The 14,845-nt window shown below is 72.9% G+C and carries 14 protein-coding genes and 1 pseudogene; 9 read left to right on the forward strand and 6 right to left on the reverse strand.

From position 1 onward, the window contains the following. The first annotated feature begins 2 nt into the window (after positions 1-2). The 5 genes from panD (at position 3) to AB0G08_RS02075 (ending at position 5,889) form a co-directional block, all read left to right on the forward strand. Entirely contained in the window at positions 3-458 is a 456-nt protein-coding gene (gene panD, locus AB0G08_RS02055; RefSeq protein ID WP_358081788.1) for an aspartate 1-decarboxylase, read from the forward strand. Further along, a complete protein-coding gene (gene sbnA, locus AB0G08_RS02060; protein WP_358081790.1) occupies positions 445-1,461 on the forward strand; it encodes a 2,3-diaminopropionate biosynthesis protein SbnA in 1,017 nt (338 codons plus the stop codon). The genes panD and sbnA overlap by 14 nt, the downstream gene beginning before the upstream one ends. Next, positions 1,455-2,456 (forward strand): 2,3-diaminopropionate biosynthesis protein SbnB, encoded by a 1,002-nt coding sequence (sbnB, locus tag AB0G08_RS02065; RefSeq protein ID WP_358081794.1) that lies wholly within the window; start codon positions 1,455-1,457, stop codon positions 2,454-2,456. The genes sbnA and sbnB overlap by 7 nt, the downstream gene beginning before the upstream one ends. Next, entirely contained in the window at positions 2,446-5,610 is a 3,165-nt protein-coding gene (locus tag AB0G08_RS02070) for an amino acid adenylation domain-containing protein (RefSeq protein WP_358081797.1), read from the forward strand. The genes sbnB and AB0G08_RS02070 overlap by 11 nt, the downstream gene beginning before the upstream one ends. 69 nt (positions 5,611-5,679) lie before the next feature. Continuing rightward, positions 5,680-5,889: a helix-turn-helix transcriptional regulator gene (locus tag AB0G08_RS02075; protein WP_358081800.1), complete on the forward strand. Its 210-nt coding sequence runs from the start codon at positions 5,680-5,682 to the stop codon at positions 5,887-5,889. A 1-nt stretch (position 5,890) separates the two neighbouring features. On the opposite strand, the gene AB0G08_RS02080 is transcribed toward AB0G08_RS02075, so the two are convergent. Further along, positions 5,891-6,472 carry a response regulator transcription factor gene (locus AB0G08_RS02080; protein WP_358081802.1) on the reverse strand — a complete coding sequence of 194 codons (582 nt, stop codon included), beginning with the start codon at positions 6,470-6,472 and terminating at the stop codon, positions 5,891-5,893. Between the two features lie 170 nt (positions 6,473-6,642). Between AB0G08_RS02080 and AB0G08_RS02085 the strand changes: the two are divergent. Beyond that, a pseudogene (locus AB0G08_RS02085) lies at positions 6,643-7,119 on the forward strand (acyl-CoA dehydrogenase family protein); the annotation flags it as partial. Between the two features lie 27 nt (positions 7,120-7,146). On the opposite strand, the gene AB0G08_RS02090 reads toward AB0G08_RS02085, so the two are convergent. Together AB0G08_RS02090 and AB0G08_RS02095 are read right to left on the reverse strand one after the other, a co-directional pair. Then, complete coding sequence (locus tag AB0G08_RS02090) at positions 7,147-7,938, reverse strand: ABC transporter permease subunit (RefSeq protein ID WP_358081805.1); 792 nt, start codon at positions 7,936-7,938, stop codon at positions 7,147-7,149. Then, the gene (locus AB0G08_RS02095; protein WP_358081808.1) at positions 7,928-8,830 is read right to left on the reverse strand and encodes an ABC transporter ATP-binding protein; all 903 of its coding nucleotides are present in this window, start codon (positions 8,828-8,830) and stop codon (positions 7,928-7,930) included. Before AB0G08_RS02095 ends, AB0G08_RS02090 begins: the two co-directional genes overlap by 11 nt. A 71-nt stretch (positions 8,831-8,901) precedes the next feature. Here AB0G08_RS02095 and AB0G08_RS02100 point away from each other — a divergent pair, with 71 nt between their 5' ends. After that, complete coding sequence (locus tag AB0G08_RS02100; protein ID WP_358081811.1) at positions 8,902-9,372, forward strand: MarR family transcriptional regulator; 471 nt, start codon at positions 8,902-8,904, stop codon at positions 9,370-9,372. 74 nt (positions 9,373-9,446) lie between these two features. Here AB0G08_RS02100 and AB0G08_RS02105 read toward each other — a convergent pair whose 3' ends face one another. Genes AB0G08_RS02105 through AB0G08_RS02115 form a run of 3 tightly spaced genes read right to left on the reverse strand, consistent with a single transcriptional unit; the run spans position 9,447 to position 11,370 of the window. Next, positions 9,447-10,592 (reverse strand): DUF6596 domain-containing protein, encoded by a 1,146-nt coding sequence (locus AB0G08_RS02105; protein WP_358081815.1) that lies wholly within the window; start codon positions 10,590-10,592, stop codon positions 9,447-9,449. Between the two features lie 4 nt (positions 10,593-10,596). Then, positions 10,597-11,004 carry a YciI family protein gene (locus AB0G08_RS02110; protein ID WP_358081818.1) on the reverse strand — a complete coding sequence of 136 codons (408 nt, stop codon included), beginning with the start codon at positions 11,002-11,004 and terminating at the stop codon, positions 10,597-10,599. 42 nt (positions 11,005-11,046) lie between these two features. Then, a complete protein-coding gene (locus tag AB0G08_RS02115; protein ID WP_358081821.1) occupies positions 11,047-11,370 on the reverse strand; it encodes a BON domain-containing protein in 324 nt (107 codons plus the stop codon). Between the two features lie 298 nt (positions 11,371-11,668). Between AB0G08_RS02115 and AB0G08_RS02120 the strand changes: the two genes are divergently transcribed. Beyond that, on the forward strand, positions 11,669-13,660 hold the full coding sequence (locus tag AB0G08_RS02120) for an acyl-CoA dehydrogenase (protein WP_358081824.1): 1,992 nt from the start codon (positions 11,669-11,671) through the stop codon (positions 13,658-13,660). Positions 13,661-13,783: 123 nt separating this feature from the next. Further along, on the forward strand, positions 13,784-14,734 hold the full coding sequence (locus AB0G08_RS02125) for a GNAT family N-acetyltransferase (RefSeq protein ID WP_358081827.1): 951 nt from the start codon (positions 13,784-13,786) through the stop codon (positions 14,732-14,734). Positions 14,735-14,845: the final 111 nt, after the last annotated feature.

Below are 14,845 nucleotides of genomic sequence, written 5' to 3' on the forward strand. Positions count from 1 at the left end.
AGGTGTTGCGCACCATACTCAAGTCGAAGATCCACCGCGCGGTGGTCACCCAGGCCGACCTGCACTACGTCGGCTCGCTGACCATCGACGAGGATCTGATGGACGCCGCCGACCTGATCCCCGGCGAGCAGGTGCACGTGGTGGACATCAACAACGGTGCCCGCCTGGAGACGTACGTCATCGCCGGGGAGCGCGGCAGCGGGGTCATCGGGATCAACGGGGCCGCGGCCCGGCTGATCCACACCGGCGACCTGGTCATCATCATCAGCTACGCGGCGATGATCGACCCGGACGCCAAGGGGTACTCGCCCCGGGTGGTGATGGTGGACGAGGCCAACCGGATGCTCGGCACCACCGACGACCCGGCCGAGGCGGTCCCCGGCACCGCGACCGTTCCCGGCACCACCCTGCGGGCCGCTACGGGTCCCCGTAGCGGGAGCGAACATGCGGGCCGATGAGACCGACGTCGGCGGGGTGCTGAACACGATCGGCGGATCCCCACTGGTGCGGCTGGACAAGCTCATGCCGGACGCGCCGTTCACCCTGTGGGCGAAGTTGGAGGCGCACAACCCGGGCGGCAGCATCAAGGACCGCTCGGCGTTGGGCATGCTGATCGACCGGCTCCGGGCCGGGGAGCTGCAACCCGGCCGGTCGGTGGTGGTCGAGTCCAGCTCGGGCAATCTCGGCATCGGGCTGGCCCAGGTGTGCCGCTACTTCGGCATCCGGTTCATCTGCGTGGTGGACCCCCGCACGAACGCGCAGAACATCGCGGTCATGCGCGCGTTCGACGCCGAGGTGGAGGTGGTGACCCGCACCGACCCGGCCACGGGCGAGTACCTGCCGCAGCGGATCCGCCGGGTCCAGGAACTGGTCGCCACCATCCCGAACGCCTGGTGGCCGGACCAGTACGCCAACCCGCTGAACCCCCGCGCCCACGAGACGACCATGCGGGAGATCGTCGAGGGGGTGCCCACCCCGCTGGACTTCCTGTTCTGCGCGACCAGCTCCTGCGGCACGCTGCGCGGCTGCGCCGACTACGCGCGCCGGCACGAACTGGCGCTGACCATGGTCGCGGTGGACGCCGCGGGCAGCGCCATCTTCGGTGACTACAGCCCGCGCAAGCGGCTCATCCCCGGCCACGGCGCGGGGATCCGGCCGAAGCTCTACCGGGACGGGCTGGCCGACAAGGTGGTGCACGTCGACGACCTGGACTGCGTGGCCGGGTGCCGACGGCTGGCCCGCCGGGAGGCCATCCTCGCCGGTGGCTCGTCCGGCGCGGTGGTGGCCGCCCTGGAGCAGCTGCGCGACCTGATTCCGGCCGGCGCGACCTGCGCGCTGATCTTCCCGGACCGGGGTGAGCGCTACCTGAGCACGATCTACGACGACGACTGGGTGACCGGGCACTTCGGCGACGTCACCCACCTGTGGAGGGACCAGCCCATGGACGTACCGCCATGTTGATCGTTTCCGCCGGCGAGGTCCGGCAGATCCTGGCCGGCCGCGAGGACACCGTCCTGGACGCGGTCCGCCGCGCCTACGTCCTGCACGCGCAGGGGCGTACCGTGCTGCCGCACTCGGTGTTCCTGCGGTTCCCGGAGGACGCCCGCAACCGGATCATCGGACTGCCCGCGTACCTGGGCGACGACTCCCCCGTCGCCGGCATGAAGTGGATCTCGTCGTTCCCCGGCAACATCGACCGCGGGGTGGCCCGCGCCTCCGCCGCGATCGTCATGAACTCGATGGCGGACGGCCACCCCGTCGCACTGATCGAGGGCTCCACGATCTCCGCCCGGCGGACGGCCGCCAGCGCCGCCCTGGCCGCCGGCGCCCTCGCCCCGCCAGCCGGCGGCGTCTCCCTGGTCGGCTGCGGTGTGATCAACTTCGAGGTGCTGCGATTCCTCCGGGCGGCACTGCCCGGTCTGGCCGAGGTGACCCTCTTCGACCTGGACGCCGGGCGGGCCGCCGCGTTCGCCCGGCGCTGCGCGCGGTGGGACCTGAAGGTGAGCGTCGCCGGCGACGTCGAGGAGGCGCTCGCCGCCCACCCGCTGGTCTGCCTGGCCACGACGGCGGGCGTACCGCACCTGGGGCTGGCACACTGCCGGCCGGGGGCACTCGTGCTGCACCTGTCGCTACGCGACATCTTCCCGGCGGACATCCGCACCGCGGTCAACGTGGTCGACGACGCCGACCACGTCTGCCGGGCGGCCACCTCGCTGCACCTGGCGGAGCAGGAGACCGGCGACCGGGCCTTCATCGCCGCCGGCATCGGCGAGATCCTGGGCGGCGCCGGCTGGCGGCACGACCCGGAACGGGTCACCGTCTACTCGCCGTTCGGCCTGGGCGTGCTCGACCTCGCCGTGGCCGAGCTGGTGCGGCGCACGGCGGAACGGGACGGCGTCGGCACCCGGCTGCCGGACTTCCTGACCATCGCGCCGGAGGACCCGGATGCCGACTGAGCCGGGCGTCGCACCGTGGAACGACACCGCCAGGAGTTATCCGGGACAGCCGGCCCTGCACGAGCTGGTGCACGGGCAGGCGGCGCGCACCCCGGACGCCGTGGCGGTGCTCACCGAGCGGGGACGGCTCAGCTACGCCGAACTGGTGGGACGGGCCAACCAGCTCGCCAACCTGCTGCTCGCCCGGGGCGTCGGCCCGGAGTCCCGGGTCGGGGTGTGCCTGCACCGGGGCGGCGACATGGTGGCGGCCCTGCTCGGCGTCCTCACCGCCGGGGCCGCCTACGTGCCGCTGGACCCGGAGTACCCGGCCCAGCGGATCGCCTTCATGGTGGCCGACGCGGGGCTGGACACCGTGGTCGCCGACGCGGACCTGCCGGTTCCCGCCGGGTCGGACCGGCCCGTCACCACCGTGTCGGTGGACCGGGAGACCACCGGTTGGCCGGCCCGGGCACCGCGGGTCACCGTCGACGCGGAACACCCGGCGTACGTCATCTACACCTCCGGGTCCACCGGCCGACCCAAGGGCGTGGTGATGCCGCACCGGGGCATCGTCAACCGGATCCGCTGGGGGTTGGACGCGCATCCGCTGGGTCCCGACGACCGGGTGCTGCAGAAGACCCCGTACAGCTTCGACGTCTCGGTGCCGGAGTTCTTCGGCACCCTGGCCGCCGGCGCGCGGCTGGTGATGGCCCGCCCGGGTGGCCACCGCGACCCGGCCTACCTGATCGACGCGATCCACCGGCACGGGATCACCAACGTCCACTTCGTACCGTCGATGCTGCGGGCGTTCCTCGCCGAGGTCCGCGCCACCGGGGCCCGCCTGCCCACCCTGCGCCGGATCGTCTGCAGCGGCGAGGAGCTCGCCCCGGACCTGGTCACCGAAGCCGACGAGCTGATCGGGTGCGAGCTGCTCAACCTCTACGGCCCGACCGAGACGGCGGTGGAGGTGACCGGGTCGCGCTGCCGGGCCGGTGAGCCGGTCAGCATCGGCCACGCGGTGGCGAACACCCGCACCCACATCCTGGACGACCGCGGCGAAGCAGCGGAGGTCGGCGAACTCTGCGTGGCCGGGGTGCAGCTCGCCCGGGGCTACCTCGGCCGGCCCGGGCTGACGGCCGAGAAGTTCGTTCCCGACCCGTTCGGCCCGCCCGGCTCCCGGCTGTACCGCACCGGGGATCTGGCCCGGCGGCTGCCCGACGGCGCGGTGGACTACCTGGGCCGGGTCGACCACCAGGTCAAGATCCGGGGCCACCGGGTCGAACTCGGGGAGATCGACGCCGCGCTGCGTACCGTGCCGGGGGTGCGGGCCGCCGCCACGGCCGTGCACGCCGAGCAGCTCGTCGGGTACGTGGTGGCCGGCACCGTCCCCGGCGTCCGGGTGCTCCGGACCCACCTCGCCGAGCGGCTGCCCGGGTACATGGTCCCGTCGGTGTTCATGGCCGTGCCGGCGTTGCCGACCAGCCCGAGTGGCAAACTGGACCGGGCGGCCCTGCCCGCACCCGACGGGCGCCGGCTCGCCGACGGGGAGCGGGTCGACCCGCGTACCGACGACGAGCGCCGGCTCGCCGGCGTCTGGGCCGAGTCGCTCGGCACCGGGCCGGTCGGGGTGCACGACACCTTCGTCGAGCTGGGCGGCGACTCCCTCGCGGCCGCCCGGGTCTGCTCCCGCGTCCGCCACCTGTGGGGCTGGTCGCTCTCCCCCGCCGACGTGCTCACCGCCACCGTGGCCGAACTCGTCGCGGGCGGCGCCGGGGGTGGCCCGGCGGGCGGCGCGGGCGCCGCAGCCGGCGGGACCCTGCCGCCGGGTGCGCCGGAGGTCGGCGCCGACGGGTCGCTCAGCGCCGCCCAGCAGCGGATCTGGTTCGCCGACCAGCTCGATCCCGGGTCGACCACCTACACGATGGTCGAGTCCTACCGGCTGCGCGGACCGGTCGACGTCGACGCGCTGCGCGCCGCCCTGGCGGACACGGTGCGCCGGCACCCCGCCCTGCGGACCACCTTCCGGGCCCGGCGCGGCGTCCCGTACGCGCAGATCGGGCCGGACGCCCGGGTGCCGGTCGAGGTGCGCACCGTGGCCGACGTCGCCGAGGCGCAGGTGGCCGTCGAACGGCTCGCCGCCGTGCCGTTCGCGCTCGCCGAGGGGCCACTGCTCCGGGTCACCCTGCTGCGGCTGGCCCCCGGGGAGCACGTCCTGGCCGCCGCCATCCACCACATCATCGCCGACGACTGGTCGATGGACGTGCTGTGGCGGGACCTCTGCCAGGCGTACGCGCGGCGCCGCCAGGGCCACGCGGGCGCCGCCGACCCGCTGCCGCCGGCCCCGCCCCCGCCGGCCGACCCGGCCGACCTCGACCACTGGCGCCGGCACCTCGCCGGCGCGCCGCCCACCCTGGACCTCCCGACCGACCTGCCCCGACCGGCGCGGCTGCGGCAGGGCGGGGCCACCGTCCGGTTCGGCCTGTCGGCGGAGACCACCGCCGCGGTGCGGACGCTGGCGCGGACCACCGGCTCGACCCCGTTCATGGTGCTGCTCACCGCGTTCACCGTCCTGATCGGACACCTCGCCGCCCGCGACGACCTGGTGATCGGCACGTTCACGGGGAACCGCGACACGCAGGAGGCCCAGGACGCGATCGGGATGTTCGCCAACACCCTCGCCCTGCGGGTGCCCTGCCCGTCCGGGGCGGCCTTCACCGACCTGCTGCTCCAGGTACGTGACCTGGCGCTGGCCGGGTACCGGCACCAGGGATTCCCCTTCGACCGGCTGGTGACGGCGCTGCGGCCGAAGCGCGACCTGCGCCACAACCCGGTGGTCCAGGTCGCCTGCCAACTTCTCGGTGACCTGACCGGTCGGCTCCGGCTCCCCGGGGTCACCGCCGAGCCGTTCCGGCACGGGCAGGGCGGTTCCCCGTTCGACCTGCTGCTCACCGTGCGGGAGGAGGGGACCCGGTTGACCGGGTGGCTGCAATACCAGAGCGAACTCTTCACCGCCGACCGGGCGGCGTCGATCGCCGACGGCTTCGCCGGAATCCTCACCGCGGCGGTGCGCCGGCCCGAACAGGCGGTCGGGCAGCTGGCCCGGCAGTGGGCCCGGGCCTCCGGTGTGGACAATGCGGGGGCGCCGGCCGGCAATCTGGGTGCGGCGGCCCGATGAGCGGGCGCCGAGTGCGTTCCTAGCCTGGGGTGGTAGGTCACACCACGCCCACACGGCCAGGAGGCGATCATGAGGAACGAGTCGAAGCCCGTACTCACCGCCCAGCAACTCCGGGTGCTCGAACTCGTCGCCGAGGGGTACGACAACGCGGGGATCGCGCGGGAGCTGCGCTGCTCACCACACAGCGTGAAGAACCTGATCTACGACCTCATGGCCCGGTTGCAGGTCTCCAACCGGGTCCATGCGGCCGCGTACGCCATCCGGCACGGGCTGATCTGACTCAGATCAGCCCTTCGCGCAGGGCGCACGCCACGGCGTGCGCCCGGTTGCGCACCTGCCACCGGTGGGTGATCGTGTGCACGATGCCGGTCACGGTACGGACCGAGTAGGCCAGCGAGCGGGCGATCTCCTCGGTCTCGTGCCCGTCGGCGAGCATGAGCAGCACCGTCCGTTCCCGCTTGGTGAGCTGCCGGGCCGGCGGCCGTTCCGGCTCCCGGTCGCCGGCCTCGAGCAGGTCCGACGGCACGGTGAAGCTGCCGTCAGCCGTCGCCCGGATCGCCGGACGCAGCCGGTCCAGGCGCACCTCGCCGCGGCGCAGCAGCCCGCCGGCGCCCGCCTGCACGGCCTCGACCACGTCCGGCTCCCGCAGCGTGTCGGTCACCAGCAGCACCCGCCGGCCGGCGCGGGACAGCGAGCGCAACAGGACCAGGACCGCGTCGCTGACCTCGTCGGTCACCATCAGCACCACGTCCGGCCGGTCGGCCACCACGGTCAGCTCCGGGCACACCCGCACCATGTCGTCGACGCCGACGCGTACCGCCGGGTCGACGGCGATGACCTGCACCCGTATCCGCTCGTCCATGCGCACCACTCCAGGAAACTCGTTGCTGACGGACAGCAACGAGAGTGTCACCGCGGCCCCGGCGACCGGTACGGGGAACGGCCCCCATATTCCTCACCGGCCGGCTACCCGACCGACCCGAGATCCATCGAGCCGCGTCGACCGGACGGAGCACCCGGCCACGTGCCCGGATGTGCCAGCTCGGCCTGCGGGCCGCCCAACTGGCCCACGTCCGGCTCGACAACGTACGGGTCCCGGCGACGAACCGCGTCGCCCCGCCCGGGTTCGGCCTGTCGCACGTCGCCGCCACCGCACTGGACCACGGCCGGTTCACGGTCGGCTGGGGCTGCGTGGGGATGGCCGAGGCGTGCCTGCGGGACATGGCCGGGCACGTCCTCACCCGTCGGCAGGGCGACACCCTGCTCGCCGAACACCAGACCGTACGGGCGCTGCTGGGCCGGGCCGCGGTGGACACCGCCGCCGCGCGGGAGCTCGCCGCCCGGGCCGCCCGATGGCGGGCCGCCGGTGCCCCCGACGCGATCGCCGACACGGTCGCGGCGAAGTACGCGGCGGCGCGCACCGCCGCCCTGGTCGCCGGCGCGGCCGTACAGGTCCTCGGTGCGGCCGGCTGCGCCCCGGACAGCCGGGCCGGCCGGTTCTACCGGGACACCAAGGTCACCGTGAGCAAGGATGCCTCAGGTGTTCAGGTCGCGGCGGTTGAACCACACGGTGCCCACGGCCACGAGTGCGAGCGCTACGCCGAGCAGCACCGAGGCGTCGACCCACTGGATGCCGTTCTCGAGGGGCTCGCCCCCGATGTAGTAGTGGAACGGCGACAGCAGCCTGCCGCTGTCGGCACCGAGTTGCCCGGCGAAGGTGTGCAGCGCGTAGGCGATGACGCCGATCCCGGCGGTGACCGTGAACACCAAGCCCCGCTTGCCGGTGGCGGCGCCGATACCGATCGCGAGGGCACCGAACACGATGCCCAGCAGTGCCAGGTTGAGGCACTGTGCGGCGAACTCGGTGACGGTGACGTCGGTCAGCTTGGCGCTGTCCCGGATGGCGAGCATGCCGAGGAAGATCGCGAAGGCGATGACCAGCGCGCCAACGCTGAGCGCGCCGAAACGATGCAGGACGAGCCGTGTCCGACTGACCGGGTGCGCGAGGATCAGGTCCAGGCGCCCCGATTCCTCGTCGCCGGCGATGGCGCGGGCGCCGGTCGCGGCGCCGTAGAACATGGCGATCAGCGGCAGGATGAGCCCGAACACCGACGAGCCGAGGTAGCCCGCGGCGGAGGTCAGGTCGTCGAGGCGGAACGCCTCGCGTAGCGCCTCGGGGTAACCGGCGACGGCTTCGGCCATCTGACCGCCGGAGATCTGCGGGTAGAAGCTGGCGTACGTGATGGCGGCGAGGGTCGCGCCGACCGTCCAGCCGGTGAGGACCCGCCGGTCGTCGCTCAGGGTCTTGGTGAGCACGTTAGGCAGCACGCGGGGCTCCTGCGTAGTAGTGGTGGAAGAGGTCTTCCAGCTGCGGTTCGGTGGCGAGGATCCCGGTCACGGTGTGCTCGCGGGTCGCCGCGCGCAGCAGCGCGTCGGGGCTGCCGTCGAGCTGGCAGCGCAGCACGGTGCCACGCACGCTGAGCCCGGTCACGCCGGGCACCGTGTCGAACGCGTCCGCGGTCACCGGTCCGGCGAAGGTGATCTCGATGTGGCGGACCGCCTGGCTACGCAGTGCGGCCACCGTGTCGAGTGCGACCAACCGGCCGTCCCGGATGATCGCGACCCGGTCGGCGACCGCCTGGACCTCGGCCATGACGTGGCTCGACATGAACACCGTCTGGCCGTTCGCCGCCGCCTCGGACACCATCTGCAGGAACGTCTGCTGCACCAGCGGGTCCAGCCCGGACGTGGGTTCGTCCAGGATCAGCAGCTCCGGCTCGTGCATGAACGCCTGGACCAGGCCGACCTTCTGCCGGTTTCCTTTCGACAGACTCTTGATCCTCGCGGACAGGTCCAGGTGCAGGCGCTCGGCCAGCACGTCGATCCGCCCGGCCGGCACACCGGCGCGCAGCCCGGCCAGGAACCGCAGGCAGGCGCCGACCGTCTGCCGGCCGTCCACGACGAAATCCCCGGCAAGGTAGCCCACCCGGCGGTGCAGTGCGACCGCGTCGGCCCGCGGGTCCAGCCCTAGGACCCGGACGGCGCCGCTCGTCGGACGGATCAGGTCGAGCAGCAGACGAATCGTGGTGGACTTGCCGGCCCCGTTCGGGCCGAGGAAGCCCAGCACCTCACCGGCACGCACCCGCAGGTCGAGGCCGGCCAGACCGCGCTGGCGGCCGTAGGTCTTGACCAGGCGGTCCAGCACGATCACGTCATCCATGCGTCGACCGTACTGAGTTTTCAGAAATCTGTAAACACTCAGAGTGTTCTGATGTTGGTTACAGTGTGGTGGTGAGCGATGACCTGACCCGGGCTGCCGAGCGTTTCGCGCTGACCCTGATCCAGTACGGGCTGCAGCGGATGACCGCACGCGTGATGGCGGCGTTGCTGTTCACCCAGCAGGAGGCACTGACAGCCGGCGAGATCGGCGAACAACTCGGCGTCAGCTCCGGGGCGATGTCCGGCGCGTTGAAGAACCTCATCAGCATGGGGATGATCGAGCGGGTTCCGGCCCCTGGCAGCCGCAGGGAGCACTTCCGGTTCCGCGACGGCGCCTGGGCCACCCTGATGTCCAGCCAGAACGACGCCCTGAACCTGATGACCCGGGCCGCCGACGAGGGCATCGCCACCGCCGGCACCGAGACCCTCGCCGGGCGCCGCCTCGCTGAGATGCGCGACTTCTACAGCTACATGCTCGGCGAGATGCCCGCGCTGATCGAACGCTGGCACGCCACGCAGCGTCCGCGCGCTGGCCGTTCCTGAAGCACCGCCGCTGCCGGCACCACCTTCCGGCGGCCGGCCGCGGGTGACCGGGTCCGCCCTCCAGCCCCGCCCCCTCAGGGACGCCCGCGGGCGTTGAGCCGGGCGGCCTGGCGCGTCAGGTGGTCGCGTTCGGCGAGGTTGGGTGCCTTCTGGGCCGCCTCGGCGTACAACCGTGCCGCCGTCGCCAGGTCACCGTCGCGCTCGTGGAGGTACGCCGCCACCGCCGCGTGACGGGGCAGTGAGTCGTCCAGCGCCCCGAGCGCCGCCAGGCCGGCGCGCGGTCCGTCGGCCTCGCCGACCGCCACCGCGCGGTTGAGCCGGACGACCGGGCTGTCGGTCAGGCGCGCGAGCTCGTCGTACCACTCGACGATCTGCACCCAGTCGGTCTCCTCGGCGGTGGGCGCGTCGGCGTGCAGTGCCGCGATGGCGGCCTGGGCCTGGAACTCGCCCAGCCGGTCGCGGGCGAGGGCCGCCTGCAGGATCTCGACGCCCTCGGCGATCGACGTGGTGTCCCACCGGCCGCGGTCCTGCTCCGCGAGCGGCACCAGGCTGCCGTCGGGCGCGGTCCGGGCGGCGCGCCGGGCGTGGTGGAGCAGCATGAGGGCGAGCAGCCCCGCCACCTCGGGATGGTCGATCGCGGCCGCGAGCTGCCGGGTGAGCCGGATGGCCTCGGCGGCGAGGTCGACGTCGCCGGAGTAGCCCTCGTTGAAGACCAGGTACAGGACGCGCAGCACGGTCGCGACGTCGCCGGGCTGGTTGAACCGCACGCCGGAGACGGTGCGCTTGGCCCGGCTGATGCGTTGCGCCATGGTCGCCTCGGGCACCAGGTACGCCTGGGCGATCTGGCGGGTGGTCAGCCCGCCGACGGCGCGCAGCGTGAGCGCGACCGCGGACGACGGCGTCAGCGACGGGTGGGCGCAGAGGAAGTAGAGCTGGAGCGTGTCGTCCACCTCGGGCGCGGGCCCGGGCGGCGGCTCCTCGTCGACGAGGTCCTCCCGCCGGCGGCGGGCGGCGTCCGCCCGGGTCGCGTCGAGGAACCGCCGCCAGGCCACGGTGACCAGCCAGCCCTTCGCATCCCGCGGCGGGTCGGCCGGCCAGGCGCGGACCGCCTCGACCAGCGCGTCCTGTACGGCGTCCTCGGCCGCCGCGAAGTCGGCTCCGCGGCGGACGAGGACCCCGAGCACGCGGGGTGTGAGGCTCCGGAGCAGGGCCTCGTCCATCAGGTCACTCCGTGATGGTGGGCGGCGCGGTCAGGAACGGGCGCAGCTCCAACCACTCGTGGATCGGCTTCCCGCCCGCCCCGGGGGCGGCCGACAGCTCCCCGGCCAACTCGACGGCGCGCTCGTAGCTGTCGACGTCGATCACCATCCAGCCGGCGATCAGGTCTTTGGTCTCGGCGAACGGGCCGTCGGTGACCGGCGGGCGGCCCTCGCCGTCGTACCGGACGAACGTCCCCTCGGGGGCGAGCGCCTGGCCGTCGACGAACTCGCCGGTCGCCTCGAGCCGGGTCGCGAAGTCGCTCATGTACCGCATGTGCGCCGAGATCTCCTCCGGCGTCCACTGGTCCATCGGCACGTCGTTGACGGCAGCCGGGGCGCCGCGGTAGTGCTTGAGCAGCAGGTACTTGGCCATGGTGTCTCTCCTCGATGCTGGCGCCGACCATTCTGGTCGCGTTCACAGCGGGGACGGAGCCGGTCCCGGGTTCTCGACATCGCCGACGGTCTTCGGTGGGAAAACTTTCAGCCGGTTGTTGACGTCGTGCACGTCAGGGGTGGCCCACGCGAGGGCGTGGGCACGAACCTTCAGGTCGGGCTCGCTGACCGTCCCCTCCAGGATCACCACGCGGTTCTGCACCTCGATGCAGATGCGCTCACGACGCAGCAGCGGATCCCGCTGCATCCGGTCGAGCAGCCGGCAGGCCAACCGGGCGTCCGGCGAGGTGGGCTCGGCGTGGAACAGCGGCGGTCGGCCGTCGGGAAACAACCAGGGGTACGTCACGACTCGCTCCTCACGTCTCGGCGTCTCCCGGAGAGCCCTACCCCGCAGGCTCCGCCGCAATACGACAACCTCGTGACGATTCGCGCCCGGGCGGTGGCGAGCCATGGCGGCGGGTGGACCGGACGTGTGCGGGTGCCGCCGTACGGGTAGGTGCCCGCCGGGACGACGGGGAGCCGGCGGCGCGACGCGGCGATGGTGTCCCGTCTCACCGCGGTCTCGCCCGCCGGGTCGCGGTGGGGGGCGGGTACCGTTGATTGGGTAGAGACGTACCAAATGTCCGCCATCTCGAGGGGTGACCATGCCCGATCACGCGTCCGGCCGCATCGACCTCGCCCGCCTGCGGGAAAAGCTCGACGGACCGTGGGCCGACGTCCGCAACGCGCACCGGGACCACCTCGACGCGCGCTTCCTCCCGGTGTACGGCGAGACCGGCGACCAGGCACGTGAGCGGATCACCCGGCTGCTCTCCGAACTCCCCGTCGATCTGGGTATCGCGTCGGGCTTCCCCACCGAGTACGGCGGCAGATCCGACGTCGGCGGCTCGATCGTCGCCATCGAGATGCTGGCGCAGGTCGACCTGTCGCTGATGGTCAAGGCGGGCGTGCAGTGGGGCCTGTTCGGCGGCGCCGTCGCGGCCCTCGGCACCCGGCGGCACCACGACGCCTACCTGCGGGACATCGTCTCGGGCGACATCTTCGGCTGCTTCGCGATGACCGAGACCGGCCACGGCTCCGACGTCCAGCAGCTGCGCACCACCTGCACGTACGATCCGCGGACGCGGACCTTCGACCTGCACACCCCGCACGAGGCCGCCCGCAAGGACTACATCGGCAACGCGGCCCGCGACGGGCGGATGGCGGTGGTCTTCGCGCAGCTGGTCACCAACGGGCGGCGGCACGGCGTACACGCGTGGCTGGTCCCGATCCGCGACGCGCAGGGCGACCCGCTGCCCGGCGTGACCATCGGTGACGCCGGGCCCAAGGCCGGCCTGCTCGGCGTCGACAACGGGCGGCTCAGCTTCGACCACGTGCGGGTGCCGCGGGACATGCTGCTGGACCGCTACGGCCAGGTCGCGGAGGACGGGACGTACTCCAGCCCGATCGAGAACGACTCCCGGCGCTTCTTCACCATGCTCGGCACGCTGGTCCGCGGCCGGGTGAGCGTGGGCGGCGCCGCGGCGGCGGCCACCAAGTCGGCGCTTGCCATCGCGGTGCGCTACGGCGACATCCGTCGCCAGTTCGGCACGCCCGACGCGGACCGGGAGGTGCTGCTCAACGACTACCTGGCCCACCAACGCAAGCTGCTGCCCGCCCTGGCCACCACGTACGCCCTGCACTTCGCCCAGGCGGAGCTGGTCGCCGCGCTCAGTGAGGTGCAGGGCGGCGACGGGCCGGTCGACGAGCACCGGCAACGGGAGCTGGAGTCCCGGGCCGCCGGCCTCAAGGCCGCGCAGACCTGGCACGCGACCCGCACCATCCAGATGTGCCGCGAGGCGTGCGGCGGCGCCGGCTACCTCGCCGAGAACCGGCTGCCCAGCCTCAAGGCCGACACCGACGTCTTCACCACCTTCGAGGGCGACAACACGGTGCTGCTCCAGCTGGTGGCCAAGGGGCTGCTCACCGGCTACCGGGACGAGTTCGGCTCGTTGGACGGCTGGGGGCGCGCCTCCTTCGTCGCCGAGCACGTCCGCGAGATGGTGCTCGAGCGCACCGCCGCGCGGTCACTCATCGAACGGCTGATCAGTGCGGTGCCCGGCCGCGACGAGGAGATCGCCGTCACCGACCGCGGCTGGCAGCTCAAGGTCTTCGAGGACCGCGAGAGGCACCTCCTCGACGGCGCGGTCCGCCGCCTGCGCAACGGCGCGGCCACGAAGAAGGACCGCCCCTTCGACATCTTCAACGACGTGCAGGACCACGTCCTCGCCGTCGCCGCCGCGCACATCGACCGGGTCACCCTGGAGGCGTTCGTCGCCGGCATCGAGGACACCGCTGACCCGGCGGTCCAGGCGCTGCTCTCGCGGGTCTGTGACCTGTACGCGCTCAGCGTCATCGAGGCCGACAAGGGATGGTTCCTGGAGCACGGCCGCCTCACGCCGGCCCGCAGCAAGGCGATCACCGGCGTGGTGAACGGTCTCCTCAAGGAGCTGCGCCCGCACATGCGCACGCTCGTGGACGGTTTCGCCATCCCCGACGCGTGGCTGCACTCCGCCATCCTGCGCGAGGAACCCCGCCGGCAGGAGACCGTGGCCACCCATGACGCCGCCGGCGATCCGCAGGCGGTCCCGGCGTAGGCGGGACGCGCCGCGGCAGCTCCGCAACGACCTGTCCGACCGCTGCCCGCCCCGGAAATCCGATGCCGGCTGGCGGGCCGGTGGGTACCGTCCCGGGGCATGCCCCGAGTCAGCGTACGGCCGATGGAATCCGCCGATCTGGCCGCGTGCGGCGTGCTGCTGGCCGAACGGCACCGCCGGCACAGGATGGCCGAGCCGCTGTTGTCCACGCGGTTCTGTGCGGTCGACGCCGCGCTGCGCGAGCTGACCGCGGCGTTCGAGACGACCGACGCATCGGGTGCGGTGGCACTGCGCGACGGCGCCCCGGTCGGCTTCGTCCTCGGATCCCCGAAGTCGTCGCCGGTGTGGGGGCCGAACATCTGGGTGGAAGCGGCGGGGCAGGCGGTGACCGACGCAGAGGTGATGCGGGACCTGTACGCGGCGGCGGCGACCCGATGGGTCGGAGAAGGCCGGACGGCACACTACGTGCTGGTGCCGGCGTACGACGCCGACCTCGTCCGGGCCTGGTTCCGACTCGGTTTCGGCCAGCAGCAGGCGCACGCCATCAGGCCTGCGGTCAGGACGCGGGCGCGGACCGACGACGTCGCCGGGCTGTCGGTGCGCCGGGCTGTGCGTGCGGACGTCCCGGCACTCGCCGCGCTCGACATCGAACTCCCCCGCCAGCACGGGTCGTCCCCGACGTTCTCCCCAGGCGTGCTGTCGACTGTCGAGGAGAACGTGGCCGAATGGGAGGAGAGCATCGCCGACACCGGATTCGCCACGTTCGTGGCCGAGTCGGACGGCCGCGTGGTCGGTTCGGCCATCGGCTGCGCTCTGGAGAAGTCGAGTACGCATCTGAGTCTGGCCCGCCCGGACGACGCCGGATTCCTCGGCTTCGCTGCCGTCCTTCCGCAGGCGCATGGCAGAGGCGTGGGCCGGGCGCTCGGCGAGGCCGTCATCGACTGGGCCGTCGACAGTGGATTCGACAGCGTGGTGACCGACTGGCGGGTGACGAACCTGCTCGCGTCGCGCGCCTGGCCGGCGCTTGGCTTCACCGAGTCCTTCCTCCGGCTGCACCGCACCGTCGCCACCTGACCGTGTCGGCGGCGCGGAACGCACGTCGCCCCCGGTGAGATCGGCGAGGCCGTGGCCGGGGCGATCGAGCAGCGCTCGGCGGTGCGTTGGGTACCCGACGAATCCGGTTGG

Origin of the sequence: Micromonospora sp. NPDC023644, from assembly GCF_040640115.1 — a bacterium.
Lineage (GTDB): Bacteria > Actinomycetota > Actinomycetes > Mycobacteriales > Micromonosporaceae > Micromonospora.

What these genes read in the sequence shown, in the direction of transcription:
- sbnA (WP_358081790.1), top strand. Translation starts at nt 445, where the DNA reads ATGCGGGCCGATGAGACCGACGTCGGCGGGGTGCTGAACACGATCGGC.
- sbnB (WP_358081794.1), top strand. Translation starts at nt 1,455, where the DNA reads ATGTTGATCGTTTCCGCCGGCGAGGTCCGGCAGATCCTGGCCGGCCGC.
- AB0G08_RS02070 (WP_358081797.1), top strand. Translation starts at nt 2,446, where the DNA reads ATGCCGACTGAGCCGGGCGTCGCACCGTGGAACGACACCGCCAGGAGT.
- AB0G08_RS02075 (WP_358081800.1), top strand. Translation starts at nt 5,680, where the DNA reads ATGAGGAACGAGTCGAAGCCCGTACTCACCGCCCAGCAACTCCGGGTG.
- AB0G08_RS02080 (WP_358081802.1), bottom strand. Translation starts at nt 6,472, where the DNA reads ATGGACGAGCGGATACGGGTGCAGGTCATCGCCGTCGACCCGGCGGTA.
- AB0G08_RS02095 (WP_358081808.1), bottom strand. Translation starts at nt 8,830, where the DNA reads ATGGATGACGTGATCGTGCTGGACCGCCTGGTCAAGACCTACGGCCGC.
- AB0G08_RS02105 (WP_358081815.1), bottom strand. Translation starts at nt 10,592, where the DNA reads ATGGACGAGGCCCTGCTCCGGAGCCTCACACCCCGCGTGCTCGGGGTC.
- AB0G08_RS02110 (WP_358081818.1), bottom strand. Translation starts at nt 11,004, where the DNA reads ATGGCCAAGTACCTGCTGCTCAAGCACTACCGCGGCGCCCCGGCTGCC.
- AB0G08_RS02120 (WP_358081824.1), top strand. Translation starts at nt 11,669, where the DNA reads ATGCCCGATCACGCGTCCGGCCGCATCGACCTCGCCCGCCTGCGGGAA.
- AB0G08_RS02125 (WP_358081827.1), top strand. Translation starts at nt 13,784, where the DNA reads ATGGAATCCGCCGATCTGGCCGCGTGCGGCGTGCTGCTGGCCGAACGG.